The 26,126-nt window shown below is 63.2% G+C and carries 24 protein-coding genes; 9 read left to right on the top strand and 15 right to left on the bottom strand.

Features of this window, described 5'->3' with window-relative positions; genetic code table 11:
• Nucleotides 1-263 precede the first annotated feature (263 nt).
• Complete coding sequence (locus BLS08_RS02365; RefSeq protein ID WP_017678292.1) at nucleotides 264-1,184, bottom strand: LysR substrate-binding domain-containing protein; 921 nt, start codon at nucleotides 1,182-1,184, stop codon at nucleotides 264-266.
• A 139-nt stretch (nucleotides 1,185-1,323) separates the two neighbouring features.
• On the opposite strand from BLS08_RS02365, the gene BLS08_RS02360 reads away from it, so the two are divergent.
• Nucleotides 1,324-2,709: a NorM family multidrug efflux MATE transporter gene (locus BLS08_RS02360; RefSeq protein WP_017678290.1), complete on the top strand. Its 1,386-nt coding sequence runs from the start codon at nucleotides 1,324-1,326 to the stop codon at nucleotides 2,707-2,709.
• A gap of 58 nt (nucleotides 2,710-2,767) precedes the next feature.
• On the opposite strand, the gene BLS08_RS02355 is transcribed toward BLS08_RS02360, so the two are convergent.
• Nucleotides 2,768-4,435 carry a putative bifunctional diguanylate cyclase/phosphodiesterase gene (locus BLS08_RS02355; RefSeq protein ID WP_021487634.1) on the bottom strand — a complete coding sequence of 556 codons (1,668 nt, stop codon included), beginning with the start codon at nucleotides 4,433-4,435 and terminating at the stop codon, nucleotides 2,768-2,770.
• 271 nt (nucleotides 4,436-4,706) lie between these two features.
• Here BLS08_RS02355 and rep point away from each other — a divergent pair, with 271 nt between their 5' ends.
• The 3 genes from rep (at nucleotide 4,707) to BLS08_RS02340 (ending at nucleotide 8,164) form a co-directional block, all read left to right on the top strand.
• The gene (gene rep, locus BLS08_RS02350) at nucleotides 4,707-6,716 is read left to right on the top strand and encodes a DNA helicase Rep (protein WP_055984596.1); all 2,010 of its coding nucleotides are present in this window, start codon (nucleotides 4,707-4,709) and stop codon (nucleotides 6,714-6,716) included.
• A gap of 228 nt (nucleotides 6,717-6,944) precedes the next feature.
• Nucleotides 6,945-7,427 carry a UPF0158 family protein gene (locus BLS08_RS02345; protein ID WP_017678286.1) on the top strand — a complete coding sequence of 161 codons (483 nt, stop codon included), beginning with the start codon at nucleotides 6,945-6,947 and terminating at the stop codon, nucleotides 7,425-7,427.
• A gap of 164 nt (nucleotides 7,428-7,591) precedes the next feature.
• Nucleotides 7,592-8,164 carry a xanthine phosphoribosyltransferase gene (locus BLS08_RS02340; RefSeq protein ID WP_017678285.1) on the top strand — a complete coding sequence of 191 codons (573 nt, stop codon included), beginning with the start codon at nucleotides 7,592-7,594 and terminating at the stop codon, nucleotides 8,162-8,164.
• A 24-nt stretch (nucleotides 8,165-8,188) separates the two neighbouring features.
• Here the strand turns inward: BLS08_RS02340 and BLS08_RS02335 are convergent, their stop codons facing one another.
• The 6 genes from BLS08_RS02335 to dadA form a co-directional block, all read right to left on the bottom strand.
• The gene (locus BLS08_RS02335; protein ID WP_017678284.1) at nucleotides 8,189-10,321 is read right to left on the bottom strand and encodes an acetyl-CoA hydrolase/transferase C-terminal domain-containing protein; all 2,133 of its coding nucleotides are present in this window, start codon (nucleotides 10,319-10,321) and stop codon (nucleotides 8,189-8,191) included.
• Between the two features lie 125 nt (nucleotides 10,322-10,446).
• On the bottom strand, nucleotides 10,447-10,869 hold the full coding sequence (locus BLS08_RS02330; protein ID WP_017678283.1) for a c-type cytochrome: 423 nt from the start codon (nucleotides 10,867-10,869) through the stop codon (nucleotides 10,447-10,449).
• Between the two features lie 113 nt (nucleotides 10,870-10,982).
• The gene (locus BLS08_RS02325; protein WP_004423167.1) at nucleotides 10,983-11,531 is read right to left on the bottom strand and encodes a cupin domain-containing protein; all 549 of its coding nucleotides are present in this window, start codon (nucleotides 11,529-11,531) and stop codon (nucleotides 10,983-10,985) included.
• Nucleotides 11,532-11,634: 103 nt separating this feature from the next.
• Nucleotides 11,635-12,708 carry an alanine racemase gene (gene alr, locus BLS08_RS02320; protein ID WP_017678282.1) on the bottom strand — a complete coding sequence of 358 codons (1,074 nt, stop codon included), beginning with the start codon at nucleotides 12,706-12,708 and terminating at the stop codon, nucleotides 11,635-11,637.
• Nucleotides 12,709-12,925: 217 nt separating this feature from the next.
• Nucleotides 12,926-13,273, bottom strand: a complete 348-nt coding sequence (locus tag BLS08_RS02315; RefSeq protein ID WP_013713456.1) for a RidA family protein — start codon at nucleotides 13,271-13,273, stop codon at nucleotides 12,926-12,928.
• Between the two features lie 39 nt (nucleotides 13,274-13,312).
• On the bottom strand, nucleotides 13,313-14,611 hold the full coding sequence (gene dadA, locus BLS08_RS02310; protein ID WP_017678281.1) for a D-amino acid dehydrogenase: 1,299 nt from the start codon (nucleotides 14,609-14,611) through the stop codon (nucleotides 13,313-13,315).
• A gap of 156 nt (nucleotides 14,612-14,767) precedes the next feature.
• Here dadA and dadR point away from each other — a divergent pair, with 156 nt between their 5' ends.
• Nucleotides 14,768-15,256 carry a transcriptional regulator DadR gene (gene dadR / locus BLS08_RS02305; RefSeq protein ID WP_017678280.1) on the top strand — a complete coding sequence of 163 codons (489 nt, stop codon included), beginning with the start codon at nucleotides 14,768-14,770 and terminating at the stop codon, nucleotides 15,254-15,256.
• Between the two features lie 161 nt (nucleotides 15,257-15,417).
• Here dadR and BLS08_RS02300 read toward each other — a convergent pair whose 3' ends face one another.
• A complete protein-coding gene (locus BLS08_RS02300; RefSeq protein ID WP_017678279.1) occupies nucleotides 15,418-16,017 on the bottom strand; it encodes a LysE family translocator in 600 nt (199 codons plus the stop codon).
• Nucleotides 16,018-16,124: 107 nt separating this feature from the next.
• Here BLS08_RS02300 and gcvA point away from each other — a divergent pair, with 107 nt between their 5' ends.
• Nucleotides 16,125-17,030 (top strand): transcriptional regulator GcvA, encoded by a 906-nt coding sequence (gene gcvA / locus BLS08_RS02295; RefSeq protein ID WP_017678278.1) that lies wholly within the window; start codon nucleotides 16,125-16,127, stop codon nucleotides 17,028-17,030.
• Between the two features lie 70 nt (nucleotides 17,031-17,100).
• On the opposite strand, the gene BLS08_RS02290 is transcribed toward gcvA, so the two are convergent.
• The gene (locus BLS08_RS02290) at nucleotides 17,101-17,454 is read right to left on the bottom strand and encodes a YkgJ family cysteine cluster protein (RefSeq protein ID WP_017678277.1); all 354 of its coding nucleotides are present in this window, start codon (nucleotides 17,452-17,454) and stop codon (nucleotides 17,101-17,103) included.
• A gap of 226 nt (nucleotides 17,455-17,680) precedes the next feature.
• On the opposite strand from BLS08_RS02290, the gene BLS08_RS02285 reads away from it, so the two are divergent.
• Nucleotides 17,681-18,994: an NAD(P)/FAD-dependent oxidoreductase gene (locus BLS08_RS02285; protein ID WP_017678276.1), complete on the top strand. Its 1,314-nt coding sequence runs from the start codon at nucleotides 17,681-17,683 to the stop codon at nucleotides 18,992-18,994.
• Nucleotides 18,995-19,030: 36 nt separating this feature from the next.
• On the opposite strand, the gene BLS08_RS02280 is transcribed toward BLS08_RS02285, so the two are convergent.
• The 3 genes from BLS08_RS02280 to BLS08_RS02270 form a co-directional block, all read right to left on the bottom strand.
• Nucleotides 19,031-19,636, bottom strand: coding sequence for a LysE family translocator (locus tag BLS08_RS02280; RefSeq protein WP_026088710.1), 606 nt, complete (start codon nucleotides 19,634-19,636; stop codon nucleotides 19,031-19,033).
• A gap of 127 nt (nucleotides 19,637-19,763) precedes the next feature.
• Nucleotides 19,764-20,405, bottom strand: coding sequence for a LysE family translocator (locus tag BLS08_RS02275; protein ID WP_017678274.1), 642 nt, complete (start codon nucleotides 20,403-20,405; stop codon nucleotides 19,764-19,766).
• Between the two features lie 35 nt (nucleotides 20,406-20,440).
• Nucleotides 20,441-20,665 (bottom strand): DUF1127 domain-containing protein, encoded by a 225-nt coding sequence (locus BLS08_RS02270; protein WP_017678273.1) that lies wholly within the window; start codon nucleotides 20,663-20,665, stop codon nucleotides 20,441-20,443.
• Between the two features lie 183 nt (nucleotides 20,666-20,848).
• Here BLS08_RS02270 and BLS08_RS02265 point away from each other — a divergent pair, with 183 nt between their 5' ends.
• Nucleotides 20,849-22,303: an aminotransferase-like domain-containing protein gene (locus BLS08_RS02265; protein ID WP_017678272.1), complete on the top strand. Its 1,455-nt coding sequence runs from the start codon at nucleotides 20,849-20,851 to the stop codon at nucleotides 22,301-22,303.
• Nucleotides 22,304-22,309: 6 nt separating this feature from the next.
• Here the strand turns inward: BLS08_RS02265 and BLS08_RS02260 are convergent, their stop codons facing one another.
• The gene (locus tag BLS08_RS02260) at nucleotides 22,310-23,458 is read right to left on the bottom strand and encodes an MFS transporter (protein WP_017678271.1); all 1,149 of its coding nucleotides are present in this window, start codon (nucleotides 23,456-23,458) and stop codon (nucleotides 22,310-22,312) included.
• Between the two features lie 489 nt (nucleotides 23,459-23,947).
• Nucleotides 23,948-25,441, bottom strand: a complete 1,494-nt coding sequence (locus BLS08_RS02255; protein WP_017678270.1) for an aldehyde dehydrogenase — start codon at nucleotides 25,439-25,441, stop codon at nucleotides 23,948-23,950.
• A 253-nt stretch (nucleotides 25,442-25,694) separates the two neighbouring features.
• On the opposite strand from BLS08_RS02255, the gene BLS08_RS02250 reads away from it, so the two are divergent.
• The gene (locus BLS08_RS02250; protein ID WP_017678269.1) at nucleotides 25,695-26,054 is read left to right on the top strand and encodes a cupin domain-containing protein; all 360 of its coding nucleotides are present in this window, start codon (nucleotides 25,695-25,697) and stop codon (nucleotides 26,052-26,054) included.
• Nucleotides 26,055-26,126: the final 72 nt, after the last annotated feature.

Here is a 26,126-nt window from a genome sequence, read left to right as displayed (position 1 = left end):
CAGGCAATTTCGATACCACCTAGTCGTCATATGACTCGGCGAAAGGGCGCGAGGATACTTGAGCACTCAGCTCGGTCAATATCAAAGCGCCATACGGTCGTCATTTATTATCAAAACAGCGTGACGGAGTGATGATTGATAGGTTTCATCGATCGCTCAATAGATGATGGCACTCATAACTAGAGAGAGCAGCCTGGCCACACTACAGTCGACCTGCCCGGTCTTGGATGGCCGTCAGCGCCCTGAGCGCTGGCCATGACCGTTCAGCGCAAACGCTCGACCTCGGGCAGTGCCAGCGCGGCGACCTCCGCCAGCAAGTAGTCACGCAAACGCTGCAGTCGTGTCTGCGCACGATGTCCACGCGGCCACACCATATAGTAGCTGTCGCCACTGAATACCGCCGTCGGCCAGGGCACGCCTAGCCGGCCGGCATTCACGTCCTCGGCCACCATCAGCAGATCACCAATGGACACGCCATAGCCGCGTGCCGCCGCAACGATGCCCAATTCGAGCATGTCGAACAGCTGCCCGGTCTTCAGCGGCACCTGTTCGATCAGGCCTGTAGCCTGCAACCAGCGCCGCCAGTCGCGACGATCCGGCGTCGGGTGCAGTTGCTCCGCCGCGCGCAGCCGCGCCAGCGACCAGGGGCCGGCCTCAGAATCGCCGGCAGCGCACACCGGAATCAGCCATTCCTCGAACAGCAGCACGCTCTCCCACTCATCTGGAAACTGACCATCAGACAGCAGCACCGCGCAGTCGAAGGGTTCATGGCGGAAGTCGACCTTGTCCACGTCCATCCAGGCACTGGTGAGCTGCACTTCGCTATCCGGGTTGGCCAGACGAAAGTGCGACAGGCGCGCCAACAGCCAACGCATGGTCAGGGTCGAAGGTGCCTTCAGGCGCAGCACCTCATCATCGGCGAGCAAGACAGCGCTGGCACGCTCCAGTGCATCGAAACCCTCACTCAGCCCCGGTAGCAGGGCGCGGGCCGGATCGGTCAGGTGCAGGCTGCGACCGCGGCGCTCGAACAGACGGCAGGCGAAGTACTCCTCCAGCGTGCGGATATGCCGACTCACCGCGCTCTGTGTGATGGCCAGCTCTTCGGCGGCGCGCGTGAAGGAGGCATGCCGGGCTGCGGCCTCGAAGGCGCGCAGGGCGTAAAGCGGTGGCAAACGACGACTCACCGCATCGGACCATGAGTTTTAATCATGCCTGGCATGGCTATTTTCCTTTTGTGAGCAATCGACAAGAACCACAGAATAGCGGTCATTGCTCATCTCCTGACAGACAGGAGATGCTCCCCCTACCGAAGTTTTACTCATCATGAAGAATTCCCTTGCCCACGAACTGGGTGCGCTGCTGCGCCTGGCCGGCCCGCTGATCTCCGCACAGCTGGCCCACGCGCTGATGATTTTCACCGACACGCTGATGATGGCCATGCTCGGCCCGCAGCAGTTGGCCGGCGGCGCACTGGGTGCCACCTGCTATTTCATCTTCTCGATCTTCTGCACCGGGGTGATCGCCGCGGTGGGCAGCCTGATCGCCATCCGCCATGGCGCGGGCGATCCGCGGGGTATCACACGTCTGATCCAGAACGGCCTGTGGCTGGCCATGCTGCTGGGCGTAGCCAGTGCGCTGTGCCTCAACAGTCTAGGCCCGCTGCTGCCGCATCTGGGTCAGGACCCAGGCGCGGCCAGCCAGGCCATGGAGTTCCTGCGCCCACTGTCGCTGGCCCTGCCTGGCTACCTGTGCTTCATGGCGCTGCGCGGCTTCACCAGTGCCATTGGTCACCCTGGCCCGGTGATGGCCATCAGCATCGCCGGCACCATCGCCAACTTCGTCATCAACTATGCGCTGATCAAGGGCTGGTTCGGCCTGCCCAGCCTGGGCCTGACCGGCATCGGCATGACCACTGCCCTGGTCAGCAGCGCCATGGCACTGGCATTGGCACTGTACATCCTGCTCTCGCCGACCTATCACCGCTACAAACTGCGGGGCGGTGTGGGCCGCCCACAAGGGGCAGAAATGCGCGCCCTGCTGCGGCTGGGCCTGCCCATTGGCGGTACCTACGCCGCCGAGCAGGGGCTGTTCACCTTCGCCACCCTGTGCATGGGCGCGCTTGGCAGTGTGCAACTGGCGGCACATCAGATCGCCATGCAGACGGTGGCGCTGGCGTTCATCGTGCCGCAAGGGCTGTCCTATGCGGTGACCTTCCGCGTCGGCCTGCATTACGGTGCCGGGCATCTGCACCTGTCGCGCCTCAGCGGCCATCTGGGCATGGCCCTGGGAGCGGCGTTGATGCTGCTGTTTGCCCTGCTGTTCTGGCTGCTGCCGGAGTGGATCATCGGTCTGTTCCTCGACCGCCACGACCCGGCGTTCGCCAATATCGTCACCCTCGCGGTCAGCCTGCTGGCGATCGCCGCCTGGTTCGAGCTGTTCGATGGTTTGCAGAGCATCGCCATGGGCGCGATCCGCGGGCTGAACGACGGCCGCACCACCCTGCTGATCGGTCTGACTGGCTACTGGTGCGTGGGCGCACCGCTGGTCTGGCTGTTCGCCTTCGCCCTTGGCTGGGGCGCACAGGGCGTCTGGTGGGGCCTGGCTGCCGGCCTGGCGGTAACGGCGAGCGGTCTGGTGTTGGGCTTCCAGTGGAAAACTGCGCGCCTGCAGCGGCCACTTGCGGTAGAAGGCGAGACCTGCCTGTCGTAGCCCGCATGCAAGCCGGGGTCGTGTGCGGCATATTCCCTGGCTTGCGTCCGGGCCAGGATCAGCCGCCGCCGAGCAGCGGCTGGCGCAGGCCGAACACCAGAAAGCGTGCCAACTCCGCCAGAGGTATGGCCTTGCTGATCAGGTAGCCCTGTACCTGATCGCAACCAAACTGGCGCAGCATGTCGAGCTGCTCGATGTTCTCCACCCCTTCGGCCACCACCTCGAGATTGAGGTTGTGCGCCAGATTGATCATCGCCCGCACCAATTGGCGATTCTCGGCACGCTCGCCCATGCCACCGACAAAGCTCTTGTCGATCTTCAGCAGGGTGATCGGCAGGTTGTTGAGATGAACGAAAGACGAGAAGCCGGTGCCGAAGTCGTCCAACGAGAAACGCACGCCGAGCCGCCCAAGCGCCAGCATGGTCTGCTGCACCTGATCGCTGCGGCGCATCACCGCGGTTTCGGTCAACTCGAACTCCAGCCACTGCGCATCGACCCCGCGTTCTTCGATCAGGCGGCTGAGGGTCGGCAGCAACTGGCTGTCCTGAAACTGGCGGAACGACAGGTTGACCGCCATATGCAGTGCCGGCAGGCCGCGCCCACGCAGCCACTGCATATCGCGCAGGGCACGGGAGATGACCCAGTAACCGAGCGGTACAATCAACCCGGTTTCTTCGGCCAGCGGTACGAATTCATTGGGCGAAAGCAGCCCACGCTCGCTGTGCTGCCAGCGCACCAGCGCCTCCAGGCCGACGATGCGCCCGCTCTTCAGGCACAGGCGGGGCTGATAATGCAGCTCCAGTTCGTCACGGCGTAGAGCGCGGCGCAGCTCGCCTTCCAGATCGGCCTGGCTGCGTGCGCTGCGGTTCAGGCGTTCATCATAGACATGAAACACGCAGCCTTGCTGATTCTTGGCCTGTTGCATGGCGATATGCGCGTGCCACAGCAGCGGGTCGGCGCCCTCGCCCGCACGGGCATGCGCCAGGCCAAGGCTGCAACCGATCAGCAGACTCTCGCCATCCACCCAGTAAGGCTCACCCAATACTTCGGTGACGCGCTCGGCGAGGTGCTCCACGCGCTGCGGATCGCGGCGTGCATCGAGCAACAGTGCGAATTCGTCGCTGCCCAGACGCGCGATCTGATCGCAGGGCTGCAGCAGCCCCTTGAGCCGCGCCACCACCTGCAGGATCAGGCGGTCGCCGGCCTGGTAGCCGAGGGCATCGTTGGCGTGACGGAAGTTGTCCAGATCGAGGTGACCCAGCACCAGGCCACGGCCGCCACACTCGGCCAGGCGCGCCGCGAGCAGAGTCTGGAACCCCTGGCGATTGGCGATGCCGGTCAGGGGGTCCTGTTCGGCCAGGCGCTGCAGGGTGTGCTTGAGGTTGCCCTGTTCGCGCACGTAGCGCAGGCAACGGCGCAGCACGTCGAGGTTGAGGCTGCCGCGCACCAGCCAGTCGCTGACACCGGCAGGTTCTTCGACTGGCTCCTCGTCGAGCAGCAGGACGATGGGCAAGGGGCACTGATGGGGTTCGGGAAGACGATCCGGGGTACTCAGCAGCAGACCGCTGGCGTGATCATCGAACAGGTTGCTGGCCGCTTCCCATGACGGCGCGGTAATCAGCGGGGATGGGCTGCCCAGGGCGCTCAACTGCTCGCGCAACAATTCGGCCCAGTCCGGCGTTTCCGCCAACAGGACCAACCGCAAGGGTTCGACGAGCGTGGACAAGCAACCTCCCCCAATGACCACAAGAATGATGGCGAATCGCGTCGCCTTAACGCGCCGTAATCGGCGTCTAATCAATCACATCCGTGCGAAAGGTAGTGCAGATCCTGAGGTATAGCCAGTAAACCGACAAGTGGGACCAGAGTACTGGAATAAAGTGATTAACCAAGTGCATGGCTATGCAATTTCGTGCGCTAGGCCACAGTTCCGGACGGTCGCGGCAGAAGTCGCCAGGCCTGTTAAAATGCGCGGCCCTTTTTCTGCGAACGATCCCATGTCCCGACTGAACCCCCGGCAACAAGAGGCCGTGAACTACGTCGGCGGCCCGCTTCTGGTGCTCGCCGGTGCCGGTTCCGGCAAGACCAGCGTGATCACGCGCAAGATCGCCCACCTGGTGCAGAACTGCGGCATCCGCGCCCAGCACATCGTCGCCATGACCTTCACCAACAAGGCCGCGCGTGAGATGAAAGAGCGCGTCGGCACCCTGCTCAAGGGCAGTGAGGCGCGCGGCCTGACCGTGTCCACCTTTCACAACCTGGGCATGAACATCATCCGCAAGGAATACGCGCGCCTGGGCTACAAGCCCGGCTTCTCGATCTTCGACGACGGCGACATCAAGGCGCTGCTCAGCGACATCATGCAGAAGGAGTATTCCGGCGACGACGGCGCCGATGAGGTGAAGAATCTCATCGACAGCTGGAAGAACGACCTGATCCTGCCCGACGAAGCCCTGGCCAAGGCGCGCAATCCCAAGGAGCAGACCGCCGCCATCGTCTACCTGCACTACCAGCGCACGCTCAAGGCCTACAACGCGGTGGACTTCAACGACCTGATCCTGCTGCCGGTGAAGCTCTTTCAGGAGCACGCCGACATCCTCGAGAAATGGCAGAACCGCATCCGCTACCTGCTGGTGGACGAATACCAGGACACCAACGCCAGCCAGTACCTGCTGGTGAAGATGCTGGTGGGCATGCGCAACCAGTTCACCGTGGTCGGCGACGACGACCAGTCGATCTACGCCTGGCGCGGTGCGCGCCCGGAAAACCTGATGCTGCTCAAGGAGGACTATCCGTCGCTGAAAGTGGTGATGCTGGAGCAGAACTACCGCTCCACCAGCCGTATCCTCAAATGCGCCAACGTGCTGATCGCCAACAACCCGCACGTGTTCGAGAAGCAGCTGTGGAGCGAGATGGGCATGGGCGACGAGATCCGCGTGATCCGCACCCGCAACGAAGACGCCGAGTGCGAGCGCGTAGCCCTAGAAATCCTCACCGAGCACCTGCGCACCCAGCGCCCGTACAGCGAATTCGCCATCCTCTATCGCGGCAACTACCAGGCCAAGCTGATGGAGCTGAAACTGCAGCACCACCAGATTCCCTATCGCCTGTCCGGCGGCACCAGCTTCTTCGCCCGCCAGGAGGTGAAGGACCTGATGAGCTACTTCCGCCTGCTGGTCAACCCGGACGACGACAATGCCTTTCTGCGGGTGATCAACGTGCCGCGCCGCGAGATCGGCTCGACCACCCTGGAAAAACTCGGCAACTACGCCAACGAGCGCAAGATCAGCATGTACGCCGCCGCTGGCGAGATCGGCCTTGGCGAGCATCTCGATGCGCGCTTCACCGAGCGCCTGCAACGCTTCACCCGCTGGATGGATCGGGTGCGCCAGGAGTGCGCGCAGAACGATCCTATCGCTGCGATTCGCAGCATGGTCATGGACATCGACTATGAGAACTGGCTACGGCAGAACGCCTCCAGCGACAAGGTCGCCGACGCGCGCATGGGCAACGTCTGGTTCCTCGTCGACGCGCTGAAGAGCACGCTGGAGCGCGACGAAGACGGCGACATGACCATCGAAGACGCCATCGGCAAGCTGGTGCTGCGCGACATGCTCGAACGCCAGCAGGAAGAGGAAGAAGGCGCCGAGGGCGTGCAGATGATGACCATGCACGCCTCCAAGGGTCTGGAGTTTCCGTCGGTGTATATCATCGGTTTCGAGGAAGAGATTCTCCCTCACCGTTCCAGCATCGAGGCTGACACCATCGAGGAGGAGCGGCGCCTGGCCTATGTCGGCATCACCCGCGCCAAGCGCAACCTGGCGCTGACCTTCGCCGCCAAGCGCAAGCAGTACGGCGAGGTGATCGACTGCTCGCCGAGCCGCTTCCTCGACGAACTGCCACCGGAAGACCTGGTGTGGGAAGGCCTGGAAGAGGCGCCGGTGGAGGTCAAGGCGGCACGCGGCAACGATGCCCTGGCCAATATGCGGGCGATGCTCAAGCGCTGAGATCATGGCTGACTGGTGTATGGTCGGGTTATTCGGTGGGCTGAAGCCCACCCTACAGACCTGAAGCCCAGGTCTTGCTGTCTGGTGGGCGAAAGCGGATCGCCGCCCGGCCCACCCTACCCCGCTCTTACACAACGTAGGGTGGGCTTCAGCCCACCACTTCAACTGGCACCCTCTTCATATTTGCCAGTCAGAAGAGAACATCGTTCAGAAACAGGGACTGAAACCATGCGCACTTTCACGCTCGACCTCGATGCCCTGATTCAACTGATCAATGGCCGTGAGCAGCAGGAGAACTGGCTGGATCTGGAAAGTGGTAGCGTTCTGACCCTGCCTGCGGAAGATCACTACAGCGACGAGCGCCAGCAGATCGAACTCGATCCCGAGCGCTACAGCCAGGTGCCCAACCTCGACGTTCCCCAGCGGGTGGCCATGCGCGAATCCTTCCTGTTCACCCTTGACGATGTGCATGCCCACCCACTGCTCAGCGCCGCGCTGACCGGGCGCAGGCCGCTGCGCGCGTTCGACTACGAGATCGAGGCCTTTCCAGCGATTCGCGAACAGTGGCAGGCCTACGAGATCAAGCAACTGCGCGAGTACGTCCTAAACTGGCTCTACGAACTGGGCATCGAGCCCGCACCGGACAAGCTGCCGCTGGATACGCGTGGCATTCCCAGGGATATTCTGCGGCGGCTGAGTAAGAGCGCCTGAGCGGAGCACACCCGGATTGCATCCGGGCTACAGTTGGCAATGGCTAACAACCTGTCCAAGCGGTCAACTGGCCACAACTGTCGGGCAGGCTACGGTTTCACTACACAATGCAGGGCATTTTGAGCGAAAATCCGCAGCTTTTCTGCTCAACCAGAGGATCGACCGTGGAGTCGTTGAAACAGAAGATTTGCAGCGAAGGCATCGTGCTGTCCGAGCATGTACTCAAGGTGGACGCCTTTCTCAACCACCAGATCGATCCGCGCCTGATGCAGGAGATCGGCCACGAGTTCGCCCAGCGTTTCGCTGGCCAGGGCATCACCAAGATCGTCACCATCGAGGCCTCGGGCATCGCTCCGGCGGTGATGGCCGGCCTCGAGCTGGGCATTCCGGTGATCTTCGCGCGCAAGTTTCAGTCGCTGACGCTCAAGGACGACCTGCTGATCTCCAAGGTGTTCTCCTTCACCAAGCAGACCGAAAGCACCATCGCCATTTCCGCCCGTCACCTGACCGCCGCGGACCGCGTACTGGTGATCGACGATTTCCTCGCCAACGGCCACGCCGCCAAGGCGCTGATCGACCTGATCCAACAGGCCGGCGCCCAGATTGCTGGTATCGGCATCGTCATCGAGAAATCCTTCCAGGACGGCCGCAACCTGCTGGAGAGCGAAGGCTACCGCGTCGAGTCGCTGGCCCGTGTTGCCGCGCTGGAGAACGGCCAGGTACGTTTCCTCGACTAAAGACGGTGCACGGCCTCGCGCGCTTTAGGACGCGGCGGTAGCCTGCAGGCCCGCCAGCAGCAAACGCTGGTAGAGGGCTTCACGCACCCCATCCGGCGCCTCCAGACTCATGCGCCGCAGATGCTCGGGGTAGATGGCCGGCTCGGGCGCTTCGAGCGTGGCCTTGCCCAGTTCCAGTATTTCGGTCAGGCGCAGCTTGCTCTTGAGCCAGCTCAGCGCCCGCACCAGATCCTGCTCCACCGTACTGAAGTCGCTGCCTAGCGGATATTCGGCGAACAGCGGCGAATGCTCAGTACGCAGCGCCTGCAGGCGTTCGGGCAAGTTGTTGCCGAAGCGCTCATCGAGCCGGAAATCCGCCGGCAGCTTGCCGGCCTGCTGGGCCTGCTCGATCAGCCCGTTCTGGAAGCGTGAATCGCTGATCTTGAGCAGCGCCTCGATCACCTGCGCGTCGGTCTTGCCACGCAGATCGGCGATGCCGTATTCGGTCACCACGATATCGCGCAGGTGCCGAGGGATGGTGGCGTGGCCATAGTCCCAGACGATGTTCGAATTCACCTCGCCGCCTGATTCGCGCCAGCTGCGCAGCAGCAGGATCGAGCGCGCATCCTCCAGCGCATGGGCCTGGGCGACGAAGTTGTATTGCCCGCCTACGCCGCTAAGCACCCGACCGTCCTCCAGTTGATCGGCCACGCCTGCGCCGAGCAGGGTCATGGTGAAAGCCGTATTGATGAAGCGTGCATCACGGCGCTGCAGACGCTTGAGTTCCTCTTCACCGTACAGCTCGTTGATATAGCGGATGCCGGTCATGGCAAAGCGCTGCCGTTCGCTGTCATCCAGCTCGCGCAGACGCCGGTAGAAGCTTTCCGGGCCGAGGAAGAAACCGCCATGCAGCACCACGCCGCCCTGTGCGCTGCCGAGGCAGGACTGCAGATGAGCCTGCGCCTGAGGATCGCTCAGGTCAGCCGCGACTCGGCTACCGTCAGGCAGGTGTAACTCGCCCTTCTCCAGCCGGATTTCGCCACGCAGCATGCCGCTATCGCGCAGCCAGGCCAGATCGCTTGGCTGCAACTTCGTCGGCAGCCCCGCGTCGACCAGCGCCTGAACGCTGTGTGGCCGGCCCTTTTCATCCAACGCGCCACTACAGGCCAGACGCTGCAGACGCAGATGCGGGTAGACCCGACGCCGCAGCAGACCGGCCTCGGCCAGTGCCAGCAAACCGTTGACGAACATTTCGCTGCAGCCATAGAGGCCCTGATCGAGCGGTTCGAGACCGCCACTAGCGGCGATTTCCCCCGCCCACTCATCAGCATGCAGCGCCTGTAACAGTGCGCGGTAGCGGGCATTGTCGTCCTGCCTGGCCATCAGCGCCGACGCCAGGGCATCACCCATCGCACCAATGCCGATCTGCAGGGTGCCGCCGTCGCGCACCAGGGTGCTGGCGAACAGGCCGATGCAATGATCCTGCAGGGTCACAGGCATGTTCGGCGTGGAGAACAGCGTGGTGCACTCGTCCTCGCCGATATGGATATCGAAGGTATCGCGCGACACCTGGGCATCGCCGGCCATGTAGGGCAGATCACTGTGGATCTGAGCGACGCTGAGCACGGTCTCGCCAGCCTTGCGGCGCTTGTCCAGCAGTGGCAGCAGATCGAGGGTGACGTCCGGGTTGCAGCTCAGGCTGAAATGCTCGGGCTGCGCGGCGTCGACGGCGACCAGTTGGGCGACCAGATTCAGGCCCTTGGCATTGAGGTCGCGGGCGACATGGCTGTAGTTGCTGCTGATGTAGTCCTGCTGCGCCGGCTCGCACTCGAGCAGGCTGCCGGGCTGGAAGAAGAACTGCTCGACGCGCACGTTGGCCGGTAGGTTGCCGCTGTGCAGATCGGCGAGAAAATCCAGCTCGGGATAATCGCCGTAGACCCGGTCGACGAAAGGTTCGAGAAAGCGCCGCTGCAAGTCCTGGCCGGCACGCGGACGCGCCAGGCACAGCGCGGTGTAGATGGTCAGTTGCCGCTCGGGCATCTCCCGCACCCGTGCATACAGCGCGTTGACCCAGCGATTGGGCTTGCCCAGGCCGAGCGGTAAACCCAGATGAATCGGCCCGGCGATCTCGCTCAGTACGCGGTCGACGGCTTGTTCGAGGGTACAGGTGTGCGGCATCTGACGCTCCTCGCGACATCCATGACGAATGCAGCTTGGACTGTGTAGCCACCGGCATGGTTGCATGCCGCCGCCAGAAACGAAAAAACCGCCCGGAGGGCGGTTTTTCAGGGAAGAGACAGGTCTTACAGACCGGACATCTTCTTGATCGCTTCACGCAGTTCGTCGTCCGAGCAATCAGCGCAGGTGCCTTTCGGCGGCATGGCGTTGATGCCGGAGATGGCCTTGGCCAGGATGCCGTCGAGACCGCCCTGGTGGTCGGCACGCTCTTTCCAGGCAGCGGTGTCGCCGATCTTCGGCGCGTCCAGCACACCGGTGGCGTGGCAGGCATTGCAATGCTTGGCGATGATGTCGTCAGCGGTGCGTGCACCACCACCGGCGGATGCGGCGACGGTTTCGACGCCCTTGCACTCTTCGCCCATGATGCACACCTCGCCTACAGGCTTGAGGCGCTCGGCGATAGCTTCATCGGTCGTGGCCTGAGCAGTCACTGCCCACAGGGCCAATACGGCAGCCGGTACTGCCAGCATTTTCTTCATCAGATTCACGGTACACCCTCTTCGTGGCTAGTCACGCCCGCGGCCACGGTTTCGCGAGCGGGCGACAGTATAACGGCAAGCAGGCCAGGCCGAAACAACCCATATTGTCGCAGGGTTATTGATCAGAAGTTCGCTGGCGTCGTGGCACTGATCAACCGCGCCGGTACATCGAACGGATTGCGGAAGCGATGCGGCTTGCTGCTTTCGAAGTAATAGCTGTCGCCCGGTTCGAGGATGAACACCTCGTTGCCAACGGTCAGCTCCAGCTTGCCCTCGACCAGCATGCCAGCCTCTTCGCCTTCGTGGGCGTACATTTCGTCACCGGTGTCGGTGCCGGCCGGGTAGGTTTCGTCGAGGAAGGAAATGGCGCGACTCGGGTGGGCCTTGCCAATCAGCTTCATGGTGATGGCGCCACTGCAGATATCGGTCAGTTCGGCGGCACGATAGACCACCTGGGTCTGGTTCTCCTGCTCCATGTCGAGCGAGAAGAATTCCACCAGCGACATGGGAATGCCGCCGAGCACCTTTTTCAGCGAACTGATCGAGGGGCTGACACTGTTCTTCTCGATCATGGAAATGGTGCTGTTGGTGACGCCCGCCCGCTTGGCGAGTTCACGCTGGGATAGGCCTTTGAGCTTACGAATCGATTGCAGTCGAACGCCGACGTCCAATGCTGGAATCCCCCTTGGGATAAGAGACGGAAAAGTGTCCGTATCATGGCATAGCGTTCGGAATTTACAACACTTGCGTTCACCCTTCGCCTACACGGCAAGCTCAGCCCCCGAGATAGAGCAGCGGTACCCGCCGCAGGTTGCAGAAAATCTGATAGGGAATGCTACCAGCCGCCATGGCCACGTCGCTGGCCAACACCTGCTTGCCCCATAGTTCGACATGGCTGCCAAGGCCGGTCTGTGGCAGATCGGTCAGGTCCACGGTCAGCATGTCCATCGACACGCGGCCGATCAGGCGGGTCAGTTGACCGTCCACCATCACTGGCGTGCCGCTCGGCGCGTGGCGCGGATAGCCGTCGGCATAGCCCATGGCGACCACACCGACGCGGGTCGGCCTTTCGGCGACGAAGCGCGCGCCATAACCCACCGGCTCGCCGGTCGGCAGTTCACGCACACTGATGACCTTCGACTCAAGGGTCATCACCGGCTGCAGGCGCGCGGCCTGCTCCTGAGCCTGTTCGAACGGCGTGGCGCCGTACAGCATGATGCCGGGGCGCACCCAGTCGCTCGGCACCTGGGGCCAGCCAAGCACGGCCGGCGAATTGCGCAGGCTGACCTCGGCGCTCAGGCCTTCGCGAGCCTGCTGGAACACCGCCAACTGCTCGGCCGTGCGCTCGCACTCGGGCTCGTCGGCGCGGGCGAAGTGGCTCATCAGCACGATCTTGCTGACCTTGCCGCTGGCCAGCAGGCGACGATAGGCATGCTGATAATCGGCCGGGTGCAGGCCGACACGGTGCATGCCGCTGTCGAGTTTGAGCCACGCGGTCAGCGGCTTGCTCAGTTGGGCCTGCTCGATCGCATCGATCTGCCACTGCGCATGAATCACGCACCACAGGTCATGCTGGTCGATCAGCGCCAGCTCATCAGCCTCGAAGAAGCCTTCGAGCAGCAGGATCGGCGCGCGAATGCCCGCTTCGCGCAGTACCAGCGCCTCTTCGATGCAGGCCACGGCAAAGCCGTCGGCCTCGGCTTCGAGTGCCTGCGCACAGCGCACCGAGCCATGCCCGTAGGCATCGGCCTTGACCACGGCCAGAGCACGGGCGCCGCTCAGTTCGCGGGCCAGGCGGTAGTTATGACGCAGGGCATCGAGGTCGATCAGGGCACGGGCAGGACGCATGGTCGTTTATCTCTCAATCATTCGCTGAGGCGACGGTTTTTCGTAGCCCGGATGAAATCCGGGGTCATGCCGACAAGTCGCCATTCAAAAAAAACCCGGCGGGGGAGCCGGGTGAAAAGCCAACACAAAAAAATTCCGGGAGAATTTTTTGACGTCGCTTGCGACGGCCCGGAGGGTTGCCGCCATGGATGGCAGGCAACAAAAAGCTGTGGCCGCCTCAGACGGCAGCCACCACGCACATTTCCACCAGCACTTCGGGCTTGTACATCTTCGCCTCGACGCAGGCGCGGGCCGGTGCATGGCCGTCGGCGACCCAGGCGTCGTACTCGGCGTTGAGGCCGTCGTAGTCGGCCATGTCCTTGAGGAAGATGGTCAGCGAGAGAATCTTGCTCTTGTCGCTGCCACCTTCGGCCAGCATCTTGTCGATGTTGGCCAGGGTCTGGCGGGTCTGCTCGCGGATGTCACCGTCGAAGTCATCAGCCAACTGGCCGGCGAGGTAAATCGTGCCGTTGTGGATCACCACTTCGCTGTAGCGTTTGGCCACATGCAGGCGCTGAATCGACATAAAGCTAAAGCTCCTTGAATTGCGAAAGCGCGAAGGCTATCAGGTGCGCAGTGGCTGCGGTGCAGCTTGCACTTCGCGCGCCTTGCGCGAGTAACGCGAGATATCCAGGCCGTCGGCGCTGATCTGCGGGCGCTTGTTGGCCATCAGGTCGGCGAGCAGGCGACCGGAGCCACAGGCCATGGTCCAGCCCAGGGTGCCGTGGCCGGTGTTGAGGAACAGGTTGCGGAAGGCGGTGCCACCCACGATCGGTGTGCCGTCAGGCGTGGCCGGACGCAGGCCGGTCCAGAAATCGGCGCGTTGCAGATCGCCGCCTTGCGGGTAGAGGTCGGCGGTGATCATTTCCAGGGTTTCGCGACGACGCGGGTTGAGCGACAGGTCGAAACCGGCGATCTCGGCCATGCCACCGACGCGGATACGGCCATCGAAGCGAGTGATGGCGACCTTGTAGGTCTCGTCGAGAATGGTCGAGGTCGGCGCCATGTCGGCGTTGACGATAGGCACGGTCAACGAATAACCCTTGAGCGGATACACCGGCGCACGCACGCCCAGCGGCTTGAGCAGTTGCGGGCTGTAGCTGCCGAGAGCGAGCACGTAGCGGTCGGCGGTTTCCAGCTTGCCGTCGATCCACACGCCGTTGATACGGTCGCCCACGGCGTCCAGGCGCTGGATGTTCTGGCCGAAACGGAACTCGACGCCGAGCGCCTTGGCCATGTCCGCCAGCTTGGTGGTGAACATCTGGCAGTCGCCGGTCTGGTCGTTGGGCAGGCGCAGGGCACCGGCCAGCTTGTGTTTGACACCAGCCAGGGCCGGCTCGACGCGAGCGATGCCATCGCGGTCGAGCAGCTCGAAGGGTACGCCGGAGGCTTCCAGCACGGCGATGTCCTTGGCAGCGGCATCGACCTGGGCCTGGGTGCGGAACAGCTGGGTGGTACCGAGCTGACGGCCTTCGTAGGCGATGCCGGTCTCGGCGCGCAGCTCGTCGAGGCAATCGCGGCTGTACTCGGACAGGCGCACCATGCGCTCCTTGTTGATCGCATAGCGGCTGGCGGTGCAGTTGCGCAGCATCTGCGCCATCCACAGGTACTGGTCGACGTCACCAGTGGCCTTGATCGCCAGCGGCGCGTGTTTCTGCAGCAGCCACTTGATGGCCTTCAGCGGCACGCCCGGGGCGGCCCAGGGCGAAGCGTAGCCCGGAGAAACCTGGCCAGCGTTGGCGAAGCTGGTTTCCAGCGCCGGGCCGTTCTGACGGTCGACCACCACCACCTCGAAACCCTGACGGGCGAGGTAGTAAGCACTGGCGGTACCAATCACACCGCTGCCGAGAACCAGAACACGCATGTTTTTCTCCCCGCCGCGCCCAAGGCGCGTGCGTTACAGGCCATTGTTGTCGATGGGCGCAGTATAGGAAGAGCCGTGCAGTGCTTTTCACCATATACACAGCTATATTTGGCGAGAATTCTTGGCAAAAAGCCGTTTTGCAGAGGCGGATTCCCCATGAGAACCCAGCATCAAAGCCGTCGTGAACTGGACAAGATCGACCGTAACATCCTCCGTATCCTGCAGGAGGACGGGCGCATCAGCTTCACCGAACTGGGCGAGCGCGTGGGCCTGTCGACCACGCCCTGCACCGAGCGCGTACGCCGCCTGGAGCGCGAGGGCATCATCATGGGCTACCACGCCCGCCTCAACCCGCAGAACCTCAAGGCCAACCTGCTGGTGTTCGTCGAGATCAGCCTGGACTACAAGTCCGGCGACACCTTCGAGGAATTCCGCCGTGCCGTGCTCAAGCTTCCGCACGTGCTGGAATGCCACCTGGTATCCGGCGACTTCGACTACCTGGTGAAGGCGCGCATCAACGAGATGGCCAGCTACCGCAAGCTGCTAGGCGACATCCTGCTCAAGTTGCCGCACGTGCGTGAGTCGAAGAGCTATATCGTCATGGAAGAGGTTAAGGAATCGCTGGCCCTGCCGGTGCCGGAGTGAGCCTGTAGGAACGGGCTCTGCTCGCGCCTACAGGGTGGTTGTCCTCACCACGCTCTGCGTCCACCTGCGGCAAGTCGTGGCGCGGAGCGCCACCGCAGGGGCTACCACGCAGAGCGTGGGAGCCATCAGCCTAAGACGGCGACTGAAGGGCCACGCGGGGCTCAACCCAAAACCATGTAGACCGCCACTGCCACCATCAAACCACCGAAGACAAAGCCCTGTATTCGTAGGGATTGGTCTGATGTAAACCGTCCGAGAATCACTTGCCCGCCATATATCCAGGGAAAGTGACAAATGATCCCCACCAGCAGGAAAGCTCCGGTCAGCACCGCCACCTGCGGGCCCAATGCTCGATCCGGCCGCAGGAACTGGGCAAACATCACTGCCACCATCGAGTGGATCTTGACGTTCAGCAGCACGGCAACGATGCCGCTGACCATCCCCATGCGCTCCACCGTCTGGGCCTTCTTGCCAGGTGCGGCAGAGCGGAAGAATCCCCAGGCCAGATACAGTACATAGGCCGCCCCCGCCCACAGCATCACCTTATGACTTTGCGGGTACTGCAATAGCAGCGCCCCAAAACCGAGCCCATAAAGCAGGCATAACAGAACATTGCCGATTTCAAACCCCAGCCAGAACGGGCCGGTGCCCTTCAACCCGAAACGCGCCCCGGACAGCGCCAGCACCGTGTTCCCTGGCCCAGGACTGATCACCATCGGCACCGCATACCCGAGAAAAACCGCGACAAGCTCCGGCGACATCACAACCTCCCATTTCCTAATCGATTTCAGGGAGTTAACCGGCGTTTGCAGCAGCGGGGAAATGATCTAATCTCGGGCATTGGATAAATATAGCTAATGGAAGACCCATGCGCCGTCTGCCGCCACTGGGGGCCGTCCGCGCGTTCGAAGCTGCCGCCCGCCACCTGCATTTCACCCGTGCTGCCGACGAACTGGCGGTGACGCAGGCCGCCATCAGCCATCAGGTGCGCCTGCTGGAAGAGTGGCTGGGCCAACCGCTGTTCGAGCGCCGTGGCCGGGTGCTGGCCTTGACACCCACCGGAGCCACCTACCTGGCTGAGCTGACCCCGGCGCTGGAACGTATCGCTGCCGCCAGCGCCACTGCTCGCCGCCCGGCCAATGGCCCAGTGCGGGTAACCGTTCTGCCGTCGCTTGCCGCACGCTGGCTGGTGCCGCACCTTCCCGCCTTTCAGGCCGCCCACCCAGAGATTGACCTGCAATTGACCACCACAGCCGACCTGTGGGACGGCAGGGACACTCGCTTCGACCTTGGCCTGCGATCCGGCCCCGGTGGCTGGCCCGGCCTGAACAGCGCCCTGCTGGCCACCGAAACCCTGACCCCGCTGTGCAGCCCAGCCCTACGCGAGGCCCTGCCCGCTTCCTGCACACCACCAGACCTGCTACGCCATCGCCTGCTGCACGACACGCCGAAAGGGAATTGGGGGCGTTGGTTCAGTGCCGCCGGCTACCCGGATCTACCGGTGCCAGCTGGACTGAACCTGACCGATTCCGCCATCGCTCTTCAGGCCGCCGCCGATGGGCAGGGCGTCGCACTGGGACGGCTGTTTCTGGCTGCGGCAGACCTGCGCGCCGGGCGGCTGGTGATGCCCTGCCCGGAGCAGCGGATCTCCAACGACTATGCCTACTGGCTGGTCTGGCCGCCACGCCATGACGCCAACCCGGCCATTACCGCCGTCAGGGACTGGATACGCTCTACTGCACAGTCTGAAAACACAGGGGCAGAACAGGCTTAAAGTAGCTGGTCGTTAAACCAATGGACCGGTGCAGCACACCTCCCCAGCAGGGTGAGGCTCGTGCCGTCCCCTACACCAACCGCTGCCGCGTCGTGGCGATCAGGCGGTGTACCTGACGCTCGACCGCAGGCGCGATCGGCTGCTCCGGTCCACGGGCATGTGGGCAGGGGAGATTGGGTGTGGTGCCGAACAGGCGGCAGATCAGCGGGCGCTGGTCGTACACCTCGCAACCATTGGGCCCCAGGTGCACGCAGTTGTACTCGGCCAGCGCCGCGTCATGCTCGGCCTCGCTTTTCACCGGCAGGCGCGCCAGCTCCTCGGACGAAGCCGTGACCGGCCCGCAACAATCGTGGCAACCGGGCACACAGTCGAAGCGCGGGATCTGGCGGCGCAGGTGGTCGATCTTGCGGTCGGTGCAGCTCATGCTCGGGCGCCCTGATACGAAGTTGGCAGTTTACAGCGCCCCAGCAAACCAGGCGTAGCCCGGATGCAATCCGGGAACTGTTGCGAGAGCGTGATGCGCACGACCTTGGCGATCCCGCGACACCTAGCGGGAAATCCCGCTTTTTTCCGCTGGCCTCTTGGCGCCGGACGGATCACGCGCTTATGCTGCGTTGAATTTTCCACACAACAAAATCAGGATTTCGCACATGAACGCCCGCGTTCACCAGCCCGTCCACAGCCCGCAGCATGCCGCTTCCTATTACGCCGCCAGCGTCAATCGCCAGCAGGCCTACCCGCCCCTGGGCGGTGAGCTGCAGGTGGACGTGTGCATCGTCGGTGGCGGTTTCAGCGGCCTGAACACCGCCATTGAGCTGGCCCAGAAAGGCCTGTCGGTGGCGCTGCTGGAAGCGCGCAAGATCGGCTGGGGCGCCAGCGGGCGCAACGGCGGGCAGCTGATTCGCGGCGTTGGCCATGATGTCGAACAGTTCGAATCGGTGGTCGGCAAGGACGGCGTGCGTCAGTTCAAGCTGATGGGCCTGGAGGCGGTGGAGATCGTGCGCGCACGCGTCGCCCAGTACCAGATCGATTGCGATCTGACCTGGGGCTACTGCGACCTGGCCAACAAGCCGGCGCACATGGAAGGCTTCGCCGAAGACAAGGCCGAGCTGGAAAGCCTCGGCTATCGTCACGAACTGCGCATGGTGCCGAAGGAGCGCATCCATGAAGTGGTCGGCTCCGACAACTATCACGGTGCCATGATCGACATGGGCTCGGGCCACCTGCACCCGCTCAACCTGGCGCTCGGCGAAGCCGCTGCCGCCCAATCGCTCGGCGTGCAGCTGTTCGAAGACTCTCCGGTGACACGTATCGACTACGGCAGCGAGGTGCGCGTGCACACCGCCAATGGCCAGGTGCGCGCCAAGTACCTGGTGCTGGCTTGCAATGCCTACATCAACGGCCTCAACCCGACCCTCAGCGGTAAGGTGCTACCGGCCGGCAGCTACATCATCGCCACCGAGCAACTTTCCGAAGAGCAGGCGCGGCAACTGATTCCGCAGAACATGGCGCTGTGCGACCAGCGCGTGACAGTCGACTATTACCGACTCTCCGCTGACCGCCGCCTACTGTTCGGTGGTGCCTGCCACTATTCCGGGCGCGATCCGGCCGATATCGCTGGCTACATGAAGCCGAAGATGCTCAAGGTGTTCCCGCAACTGGCCGATGTGCGCATCGACTACCAATGGGGCGGGATGATCGGCATCGGCGCCAACCGCCTGCCGCAGATCGGCCGACTCAAGGATCAGCCCAATGTGTTCCACGCCCAGGCTTATGCCGGGCACGGCGTCAACGCCACGCACCTGGCCGGCAAGCTGCTCGCCGAGGCCATCGCCGGCCAGGAAAGCCGCGGCTTCGACCTGTTCGCCCAGGTGCCGCACATGACCTTCCCCGGCGGCAAACACCTGCGCTCGCCGCTGCTGGCACTGGGAATGGCCTGGCATCGATTGAAAGAGCTGCTGTAGTGCCGTGATCGATGAGGCGCCGTTGATTGCGGGCGCTCAATATGGAAGTAGAACCAGACACAACGCAACCGCTGCGTAAATCACACCAGTGACTTTGTTGAGCGCGGCTTTGTTGTCTAAAGCCGCACGCGCCTTGTGGGCGAGAAACATGTACCCGCCATAGATCGACAGCGAAATGACCATCGCCGTCAGACTCAGGGCAACAGCCTGGATGGTGTACGAAAAATATGGACTGATGAAACTGGGGTAGATGAGCAGGCTTGCCAGCCACCCCTTGGGGTTGGTCAAGGAGACGAGAAACGAATCGGCAAACATCTTCCTTTGGCTCGACATTTCCGTCTTGGCGTCGCTTGATCCGGACGTCGTGAAGAAGGCCCCGAACGCGAGGGAGGCAAGATAGATCCCCCCGCCCCAGCGCAAATAAGTCAGCACCCAACGGTTGTCTTGGATAAGCAAACCGACGCCCAACAGCACCACGATAGCGTGGACGGCTGTCGCCAATCCAAAGCCGAATGCGCCGGGCAACGTTGCTCTGACTCCGTGCTTGAGCGCCTGCGCAACCGCAAACGCAACGTTCGGCCCAGGCACGGCAACTGCGCCCGTGAAGGCCGCAGAAAACAACAACAGCAAATGCCAATCCATAAAACCACCAAAGCCGTCTCACTACCCAGGCTCAAATGCAATCCGGGCTTACAGCCTCCATAACGGCAGTCCCCGAAAACTGGTGCGTACCCCACCGCAGAGCACCGACATGTATCCGTGTCGGGCGCTAGGACGTGACCTTGCGCTGCTCGGAAACCAGGCGCACCGCCAACCCGGCCAGCACACCGCCCATCACGTAGCGCTGCGCGACCAGCCAGCGTGGCCTGCCCACCAGCCACGCCGACAGGCTGCCGGCGAACAGTGCGATGAGCAGATTGACCGTAAAGCTGACGCTGATCTGGGTCAGCCCGAGCAGGATGCTCTGCTGGAATACCGAGCCATGCTCAGGCGATACGAACTGCGGGAAGATCGACAGGTAGAACACGGCGATCTTCGGATTCAGCACATTGGTCAGAAACCCCATCAGCAGCAGCCGCGAGGGTGGGTCTGCTGGCAGTTGCCGGGCTTCGAAAGGTGATCGTGCACCGGGCCGGACAGCCTGCCAGGCGAGATAAAGCAGGTAGGCTGCCCCCGCCCATTTGAGCAGGTCATAGGCAACGGGAATCGCCAGAAACAGGGCCGTGATGCCCAGCGCCGCGGCAAACATGTGCACGACAAAGCCCAGGATGACACCCAGCAGCGAGATCACGCCGGCCTTGCGCCCCTGGCAAATGGAGCGCGAGATCAGGTAGATCATGTTGGGGCCCGGCGTCAGCACCATCAGCAGCGCTGCACCGGCAAACAGCAGCAAGTCGTTCAGCGGAACCATCAAGATCTCCCAGTCTCAACCTGGCAGGGTCTCATTCATAACGTCCAGAACGGTCGACTCGCCTCGCGCTCGGCCTGGGCGCGGCTGAGGCCGATGTCGCGCAGTTGCTGGTCGTTGAGCTTGAGCAGCACGCGACGAGTGTTCAGGCGCCGCCAGAAGGCCGGCCAGTCGCGGCCGAAGTAGCGAACCTCGCCCTTGTGCCTCGTAATCCGCACGGCCTCACCTAGTGCTACGAAATCTGTATTGCTGAACCCGGTCATGGCTGTTCTCCCGTTGTCTTCTGTCATGGGAGATCAGAATGCCGTCAGAAGAAAAGTCATGACAGATCCAAAAAACTCTTATTAACTCCATACAGATTCCGCACATTTTCCCCTGAATGGGAATTTTCGCGCTGATCTGTACTGGTCTCAGTTAATACACCCTGGACGAACCGGACGACTGCCATGACGCTCTATCTGAATCTGGCCGAACTGCTCGGCACCCGCATCGAGCAGGGTCTGTACCGCCCCGGCGACCGCCTGCCGTCGGTACGCAGCCTGAGCCAGGAGCACGGCGTCAGCCTCAGCACTGTGCAACAGGCCTACCGTCACCTGGAGGACATGGGCCTGGCCTCGCCGCGGCCGAAGTCCGGCTACTTCGTACCGCTGGGGCGACAAATGCCCGCGCTGCCGCAGATCAGTCGCGCGGCGCAGAGGCCGGTGGAAGTTTCGCAGTGGGATCACGTGCTGGAGCTGATCAGCAGCTCACCGCAGCACGACATGCTGCAGCTGGGCCGCGGTCGTCCGGACATCAGCGGCCCGACGCTGAAACCGCTGCTGCGCAACCTGTCACGCCAGGCGCGTCGGCAGGACCCGGACGTGCTCACCTATGGCGGCATTCGCGGTGACATCCGCCTGCGCGAACAGATCGCCAGGCTGATGCTCGACTCCGGCTGCCAGCTGGAGGCCGAAGATCTGGTAGTCACCACCGGTTGCCACGAGGCGCTGTCGGCGGCGGTGCGCGCCATCTGCCAGCCCGGCGATATCGTTGCGGTCGACTCGCCGAGCTTCCACGGCGTGATGCAGGCGCTCAAGGGCTTCGGCATGAAGGCGCTGGAATTACCCACCGACCCGCTCACCGGAATCAACCTCGACGCCCTGGAAATGGCCCTGGAGCAGTGGCCGATCAAGGCCATCCAGCTCACGCCCAACTGCAACAACCCGCTTGGCTACATCATGCCCGACGCCAACAAGCGCGCCCTGGTCGCCCTGGCGCAGCGCTTCGACGTGGCCATCATCGAGGACGACGTCTACGCCGAGCTCGCCTACAGCTACCCACGCCCGCGCAGCATCAAGTCCTTCGATGAGGACGGCCGCGTACTGTTCTGCAGCTCCTTCTCCAAGACCCTGGCGCCGGGCCTGCGCGTCGGCTGGATCGCTCCAGGGCGCTATCTGGAGCAGGTGGTACACATGAAGTACCTGGGCACCGGCAGCACCGCGCAGCTACCGCAGCTGGCCTTGGCCGAGTTCCTCAAGGACGGGCACTACGAACCGCATCTGCGGCGCATGCGGGCGCAGTACCTGCGCAGCCGCGACCTGATGGTGGATTGGGTCAGCCGCTATTTCCCGGCTGGCACCCGGGTCAGCCGCCCGCAGGGTAGTTTCATGCTGTGGGTGGAGATGCCCCAGGGTTTCGACAGCCAGAAGCTCAACCGCGCCCTGCTGCCGCACAAGATCCAGATCGCGCCGGGCAGCATCTTCTCGGCGGCCGGCAAGTACCGTAACTGCATCCGACTCAACTACGCCGAGCCGCCCAGCACAACGATCGAAGCGGCGGTGAAGCAGATCGGCGCGACCATCGCCGAGCTGATCGAAGAGGCCGACCTGCAGCACACGCAGGATCTCGGGCAGTGGCGCTGAGCCGGTTCAGGAACGCGCCGCTTCCATCTCGCTGAAGGCCCCGCGCTTGCTCGCCAGGATGATGAACACGAAGGCGCCAGTAGCCATCATCAGCGGCAGCGCATGGCCGCTCAGCCACTGGCTGACGGCACCTGTGGTGAGTGGCCCGATCAGGCAGCCTAGGCCCCACAACTGGGCGACATGGGCATTGGCGCGCACCAGTTCGTCGTCGCGGTAACGCTCGCCGATCATGATCAGCGACAGGGTGAACAGACCGCCCGCGCTGGCACCGAAGGCCACCAGCACCGGCCAGATCACTGGCGTATGCAACAACGGCGGAATCGCCAGGCTGGACACCAGCAGCACGATGCCGCAACCACGGAACAGCAACTGCCGCGACATGCGGTCAGCCAGCCAGCCGATGGGCAGCTGCAGCACCGCATCGCCGACCACCACCACGCTGACCATGAACAGCGCCACCTCCTGAGTGAAGCCCTGACGCAGCCCGTAGATCGGTAGCAGGGTCAGCATCATCGCTTCGAAGGCAGCGAACAACATCACCGCCCAGGCAATCGCTGGCAGCTTGCGGCAGAACACCAGCAGGCCGCGCCCAGAAGCGCTGTGCGCATCCACCTTGGGTGCGCCGGTACGCCCTAGCAGAACCAGCGAGCCGCCGATCAGCAGGCACACGCCCGTCCAGAAACCGGCATCGGTGGCCGTACCGAGCGCCGTCAGCAGCAGCGGGCCACTGAGCTGACTGAGGGCATAACCGGTGCCGTACAACGCCACCAGGCGACCACGCCACTTCTCCACCGCCAGCTGGTTGATCCAGCTTTCACCGAGGATGAACACCACGGTCAGGGCCACACCGATGAACAGGCGCAGCCCCACCCAGACCGCGTAGTTCTGCACCAGCGCCAGCCCCGCCACCGATATCGCACCCAGCAGCAGACACAGCTGCATCAGCACGGTGGTGCCCAAGCGCGCCGCCAGACGCCCGGCCAGCAACGCACCGAGCAGCACGCCGACAGCCGGAGTCGCCGCCATCACGCCGATGGCGAAGGAGTCGTAGCCCCAGCTTTCCAGGCGCAGCGAAACCAGCGGCATGGTCACGCCCAGTGCCAGACCGATGCTGATGACCGCCGCACAGACGGCGAAATAGGTGCCCCAACGCATTGCCAGACTCCTTTATGTCGTGGCTCTGAAACAAAAAATGCTCCGACCCTGTGTTGCCTGCGCGGCTTGGAGCAAGGCGTAGGGTGCGCCGTGCGCACCTGGGCTTACCACCCACCTCTGCTCAAGGTGAGAAATGGCTGGTGCGCGCGGCACACCCTACGAATCCAGGCCATCGCACGCTCGGTGGCAACGGCTGGATCTCATACGGTATTGATCCATAACCAAACAAAACGGCCGGACCTCCCTAAGGAAACCCGGCCGCAGGTGTGGCTCACAGGGAGCCGGCCCCGAAGGGCGGACCTCAGGAGAGCCAGAAGACTCTCCTTCAAAATAGATTTCCGGCCAAATTCAGCGCCGAAAAAGATCTTCTGGCCTAAGGCCAGACAAGGCGCCCCGGAGCTTTCAAGCGCAGCGTACTGCAGTACGTGAGCATTGAAAGCGAGGACGCAACGCCGTATGGCCGACGACCAGGAGATCGCCCCGCTGCCGCTACAGTTTGATCCAGGTGGACTTCAGCTCTGTGTACTTGTCGAACGCGTGCAGCGACTTGTCGCGGCCGTTGCCGGACTGCTTGAAGCCACCGAACGGCGCGGTCATGTCACCGCCATCGTACTGGTTGATCCACACGCTGCCGGCGCGCAGCGCCTTGCCGACCAGGTGGGCACGCGACAGGTTGCTGGTCCATACCGCTGCAGCCAGGCCATAGATGGTGTCGTTGGCGATGGCGATGGCCTCGTCCTGGTCATCGAAACCAATCACCGACAGCACCGGGCCGAAGATCTCTTCCTTGGCGATGCGCATGGCGTTGTTCACGCCGTCGAAGATGGTCGGCTCGACGTAGGTGCCGCCCGTTTCTTCCATCACGCGCTTGCCGCCGGCCACCAGCTTGGCGCCGTCGTCATGGCCGGCCTGGATGTAGCTCAGCACATTGTTCATCTGCGTGGTGTCGACCAGTGCACCGACGTTGGTCGCCGGGTCCAGCGGGTTGCCCGGCTTCCAGGCCTTGATCGCCTCGACCACCATGGGCACGAAGGTGTCCTTGATGGCGTTCTCCACCAGCAGGCGCGAACCGGCGGTGCAGACTTCGCCCTGGTTGAAGGCAATGGCGCTGGCAGCCGCTTCGGCAGCGGCCTGCAGGTCCGGCGCGTCAGCGAAGACGATGTTCGGGCTCTTGCCGCCTGCTTCCAGCCAGACGCGCTTCATGTTCGACTCGCCAGCGTAGATCATCAGTTGCTTGGCGATCTTGGTCGAACCGGTGAACACCAGGGTGTCGACGTCCATGTGCAGAGCAAGGGCCTTGCCGACGGTGTGGCCGAAGCCTGGCAGCACGTTGAACACGCCCGCCGGAATGCCGGCCTCGATGGCCAGCTGGGCGATGCGGATACCGGTCAGCGGCGACTTCTCGGACGGTTTGAGGATGATCGAGTTACCAGTGGACAGCGCCGGGCCAAGCTTCCAGCAGGTCATCAGCAGCGGGAAGTTCCACGGCACGATGGCGGCGACCACTCCGACCGGCTCGCGGGTGACCAGGCCCAGCTCGTCATGGGCGGTGGCGGCGACTTCATCGTAGATCTTGTCGATGGCCTCGCCGCTCCAGCGGATAGCGTTGGCGGCGCTGCCGACGTCGATGCTCAGCGAGTCGCTGATCGGCTTGCCCATGTCGAGGGTTTCCAACAGGGCCAACTCCTGACCATGCTCTTCGATCAGCTCGGCGAAGCGGATCATCACCTTCTTGCGCTTGGCCGGGGCCATGCGCGACCACACACCGGATTCGAAGGTGGCGCGGGCATCCTTGACCGCCACGTCAGCGTCAGCCTGGTCACAGCTGGCCACCATGCCAAGCAGGCGGCCGTCGACCGGGCTGATGCATTCGAAGGTAGCGCCAGACTCGGCGGCGCGGTACTCACCGTGTACGAACGCACGGGTTTCGATGGTCAGGGTCTTGGCACGCTGTTCCCAGTCGGCACGAGTCAGGCTAGTCATTCCGGCATCCTCTCAATGGGTGGAAGCGGCGTCCGCGAGGGCGCGCACTGTCAATAATTCTGCAAGGCCAGATCGCTGGCCAAATCCTGTCTGACACACTAAACCAGAGGGCTGTGGCTTTTCAATATTTTTGACATAGACCGGCAAAAGCCCTTGTCATGTTCGTTTTTTTAAACATAGACTGTTGCCACGACTTTCCCGCGAAGGCCCTATGGTCGCGCGGTTGCCGCCACCGACACCATGGAACAGCCAGATGAACATCGAACAGATCGTCGACTTCGCTCAGGCCGGCACGGCCGCCGAACACTATCGCCCAGCGCCGGAAAAAGTGCTCAAGGGCGACCCGGAGCAAAGCGTGCGCAACCACTACAGCAGCCCCTGTGGTCAGTTCAGCACCGGCATCTGGGAAGGCGCCGTGGGTCAGTGGACGGTGAGCTACACCGAGCACGAGTACTGCGAGATTCTCCAGGGCGTGTCCGTGCTGCGTGACGCCGACGGCAACGCCAAGACCGTACGCGCCGGCGACCGCTTCGTGATTCCTGCCGGTTTTTCCGGCACCTGGGAAGTACTCGAGGCCTGCCGCAAGGTCTACGTGATCTTCGAGTCCAAGTAAGCACCTGATCCCGAGCCTTACGGACTGGTTCCGGGCTCACCGAATCCTGTTGTTGCTTGTCACCCTTTGGCC

Source organism: Ectopseudomonas chengduensis, assembly GCF_900102635.1.
Lineage (GTDB): Bacteria > Pseudomonadota > Gammaproteobacteria > Pseudomonadales > Pseudomonadaceae > Aquipseudomonas > Aquipseudomonas chengduensis.
Note: the sequence above shows the minus strand (reverse complement) of the source record. Positions and strands in the feature narration are given on the sequence as shown.

What these genes read in the sequence shown, in the direction of transcription:
- BLS08_RS02360 (WP_017678290.1), top strand. Translation starts at nt 1,324, where the DNA reads ATGAAGAATTCCCTTGCCCACGAACTGGGTGCGCTGCTGCGCCTGGCC.
- rep (WP_055984596.1), top strand. Translation starts at nt 4,707, where the DNA reads ATGTCCCGACTGAACCCCCGGCAACAAGAGGCCGTGAACTACGTCGGC.
- BLS08_RS02345 (WP_017678286.1), top strand. Translation starts at nt 6,945, where the DNA reads ATGCGCACTTTCACGCTCGACCTCGATGCCCTGATTCAACTGATCAAT.
- BLS08_RS02335 (WP_017678284.1), bottom strand. Translation starts at nt 10,321, where the DNA reads ATGCCGCACACCTGTACCCTCGAACAAGCCGTCGACCGCGTACTGAGC.
- alr (WP_017678282.1), bottom strand. Translation starts at nt 12,708, where the DNA reads ATGCGTCCTGCCCGTGCCCTGATCGACCTCGATGCCCTGCGTCATAAC.
- BLS08_RS02315 (WP_013713456.1), bottom strand. Translation starts at nt 13,273, where the DNA reads ATGTCGATTCAGCGCCTGCATGTGGCCAAACGCTACAGCGAAGTGGTG.
- dadA (WP_017678281.1), bottom strand. Translation starts at nt 14,611, where the DNA reads ATGCGTGTTCTGGTTCTCGGCAGCGGTGTGATTGGTACCGCCAGTGCT.
- dadR (WP_017678280.1), top strand. Translation starts at nt 14,768, where the DNA reads ATGAGAACCCAGCATCAAAGCCGTCGTGAACTGGACAAGATCGACCGT.
- BLS08_RS02300 (WP_017678279.1), bottom strand. Translation starts at nt 16,017, where the DNA reads ATGTCGCCGGAGCTTGTCGCGGTTTTTCTCGGGTATGCGGTGCCGATG.
- gcvA (WP_017678278.1), top strand. Translation starts at nt 16,125, where the DNA reads ATGCGCCGTCTGCCGCCACTGGGGGCCGTCCGCGCGTTCGAAGCTGCC.
- BLS08_RS02290 (WP_017678277.1), bottom strand. Translation starts at nt 17,454, where the DNA reads ATGAGCTGCACCGACCGCAAGATCGACCACCTGCGCCGCCAGATCCCG.
- BLS08_RS02285 (WP_017678276.1), top strand. Translation starts at nt 17,681, where the DNA reads ATGAACGCCCGCGTTCACCAGCCCGTCCACAGCCCGCAGCATGCCGCT.
- BLS08_RS02280 (WP_026088710.1), bottom strand. Translation starts at nt 19,636, where the DNA reads ATGGATTGGCATTTGCTGTTGTTGTTTTCTGCGGCCTTCACGGGCGCA.
- BLS08_RS02275 (WP_017678274.1), bottom strand. Translation starts at nt 20,405, where the DNA reads ATGGTTCCGCTGAACGACTTGCTGCTGTTTGCCGGTGCAGCGCTGCTG.
- BLS08_RS02270 (WP_017678273.1), bottom strand. Translation starts at nt 20,665, where the DNA reads ATGACCGGGTTCAGCAATACAGATTTCGTAGCACTAGGTGAGGCCGTG.
- BLS08_RS02265 (WP_017678272.1), top strand. Translation starts at nt 20,849, where the DNA reads ATGACGCTCTATCTGAATCTGGCCGAACTGCTCGGCACCCGCATCGAG.
- BLS08_RS02260 (WP_017678271.1), bottom strand. Translation starts at nt 23,458, where the DNA reads ATGCGTTGGGGCACCTATTTCGCCGTCTGTGCGGCGGTCATCAGCATC.
- BLS08_RS02255 (WP_017678270.1), bottom strand. Translation starts at nt 25,441, where the DNA reads ATGACTAGCCTGACTCGTGCCGACTGGGAACAGCGTGCCAAGACCCTG.
- BLS08_RS02250 (WP_017678269.1), top strand. Translation starts at nt 25,695, where the DNA reads ATGAACATCGAACAGATCGTCGACTTCGCTCAGGCCGGCACGGCCGCC.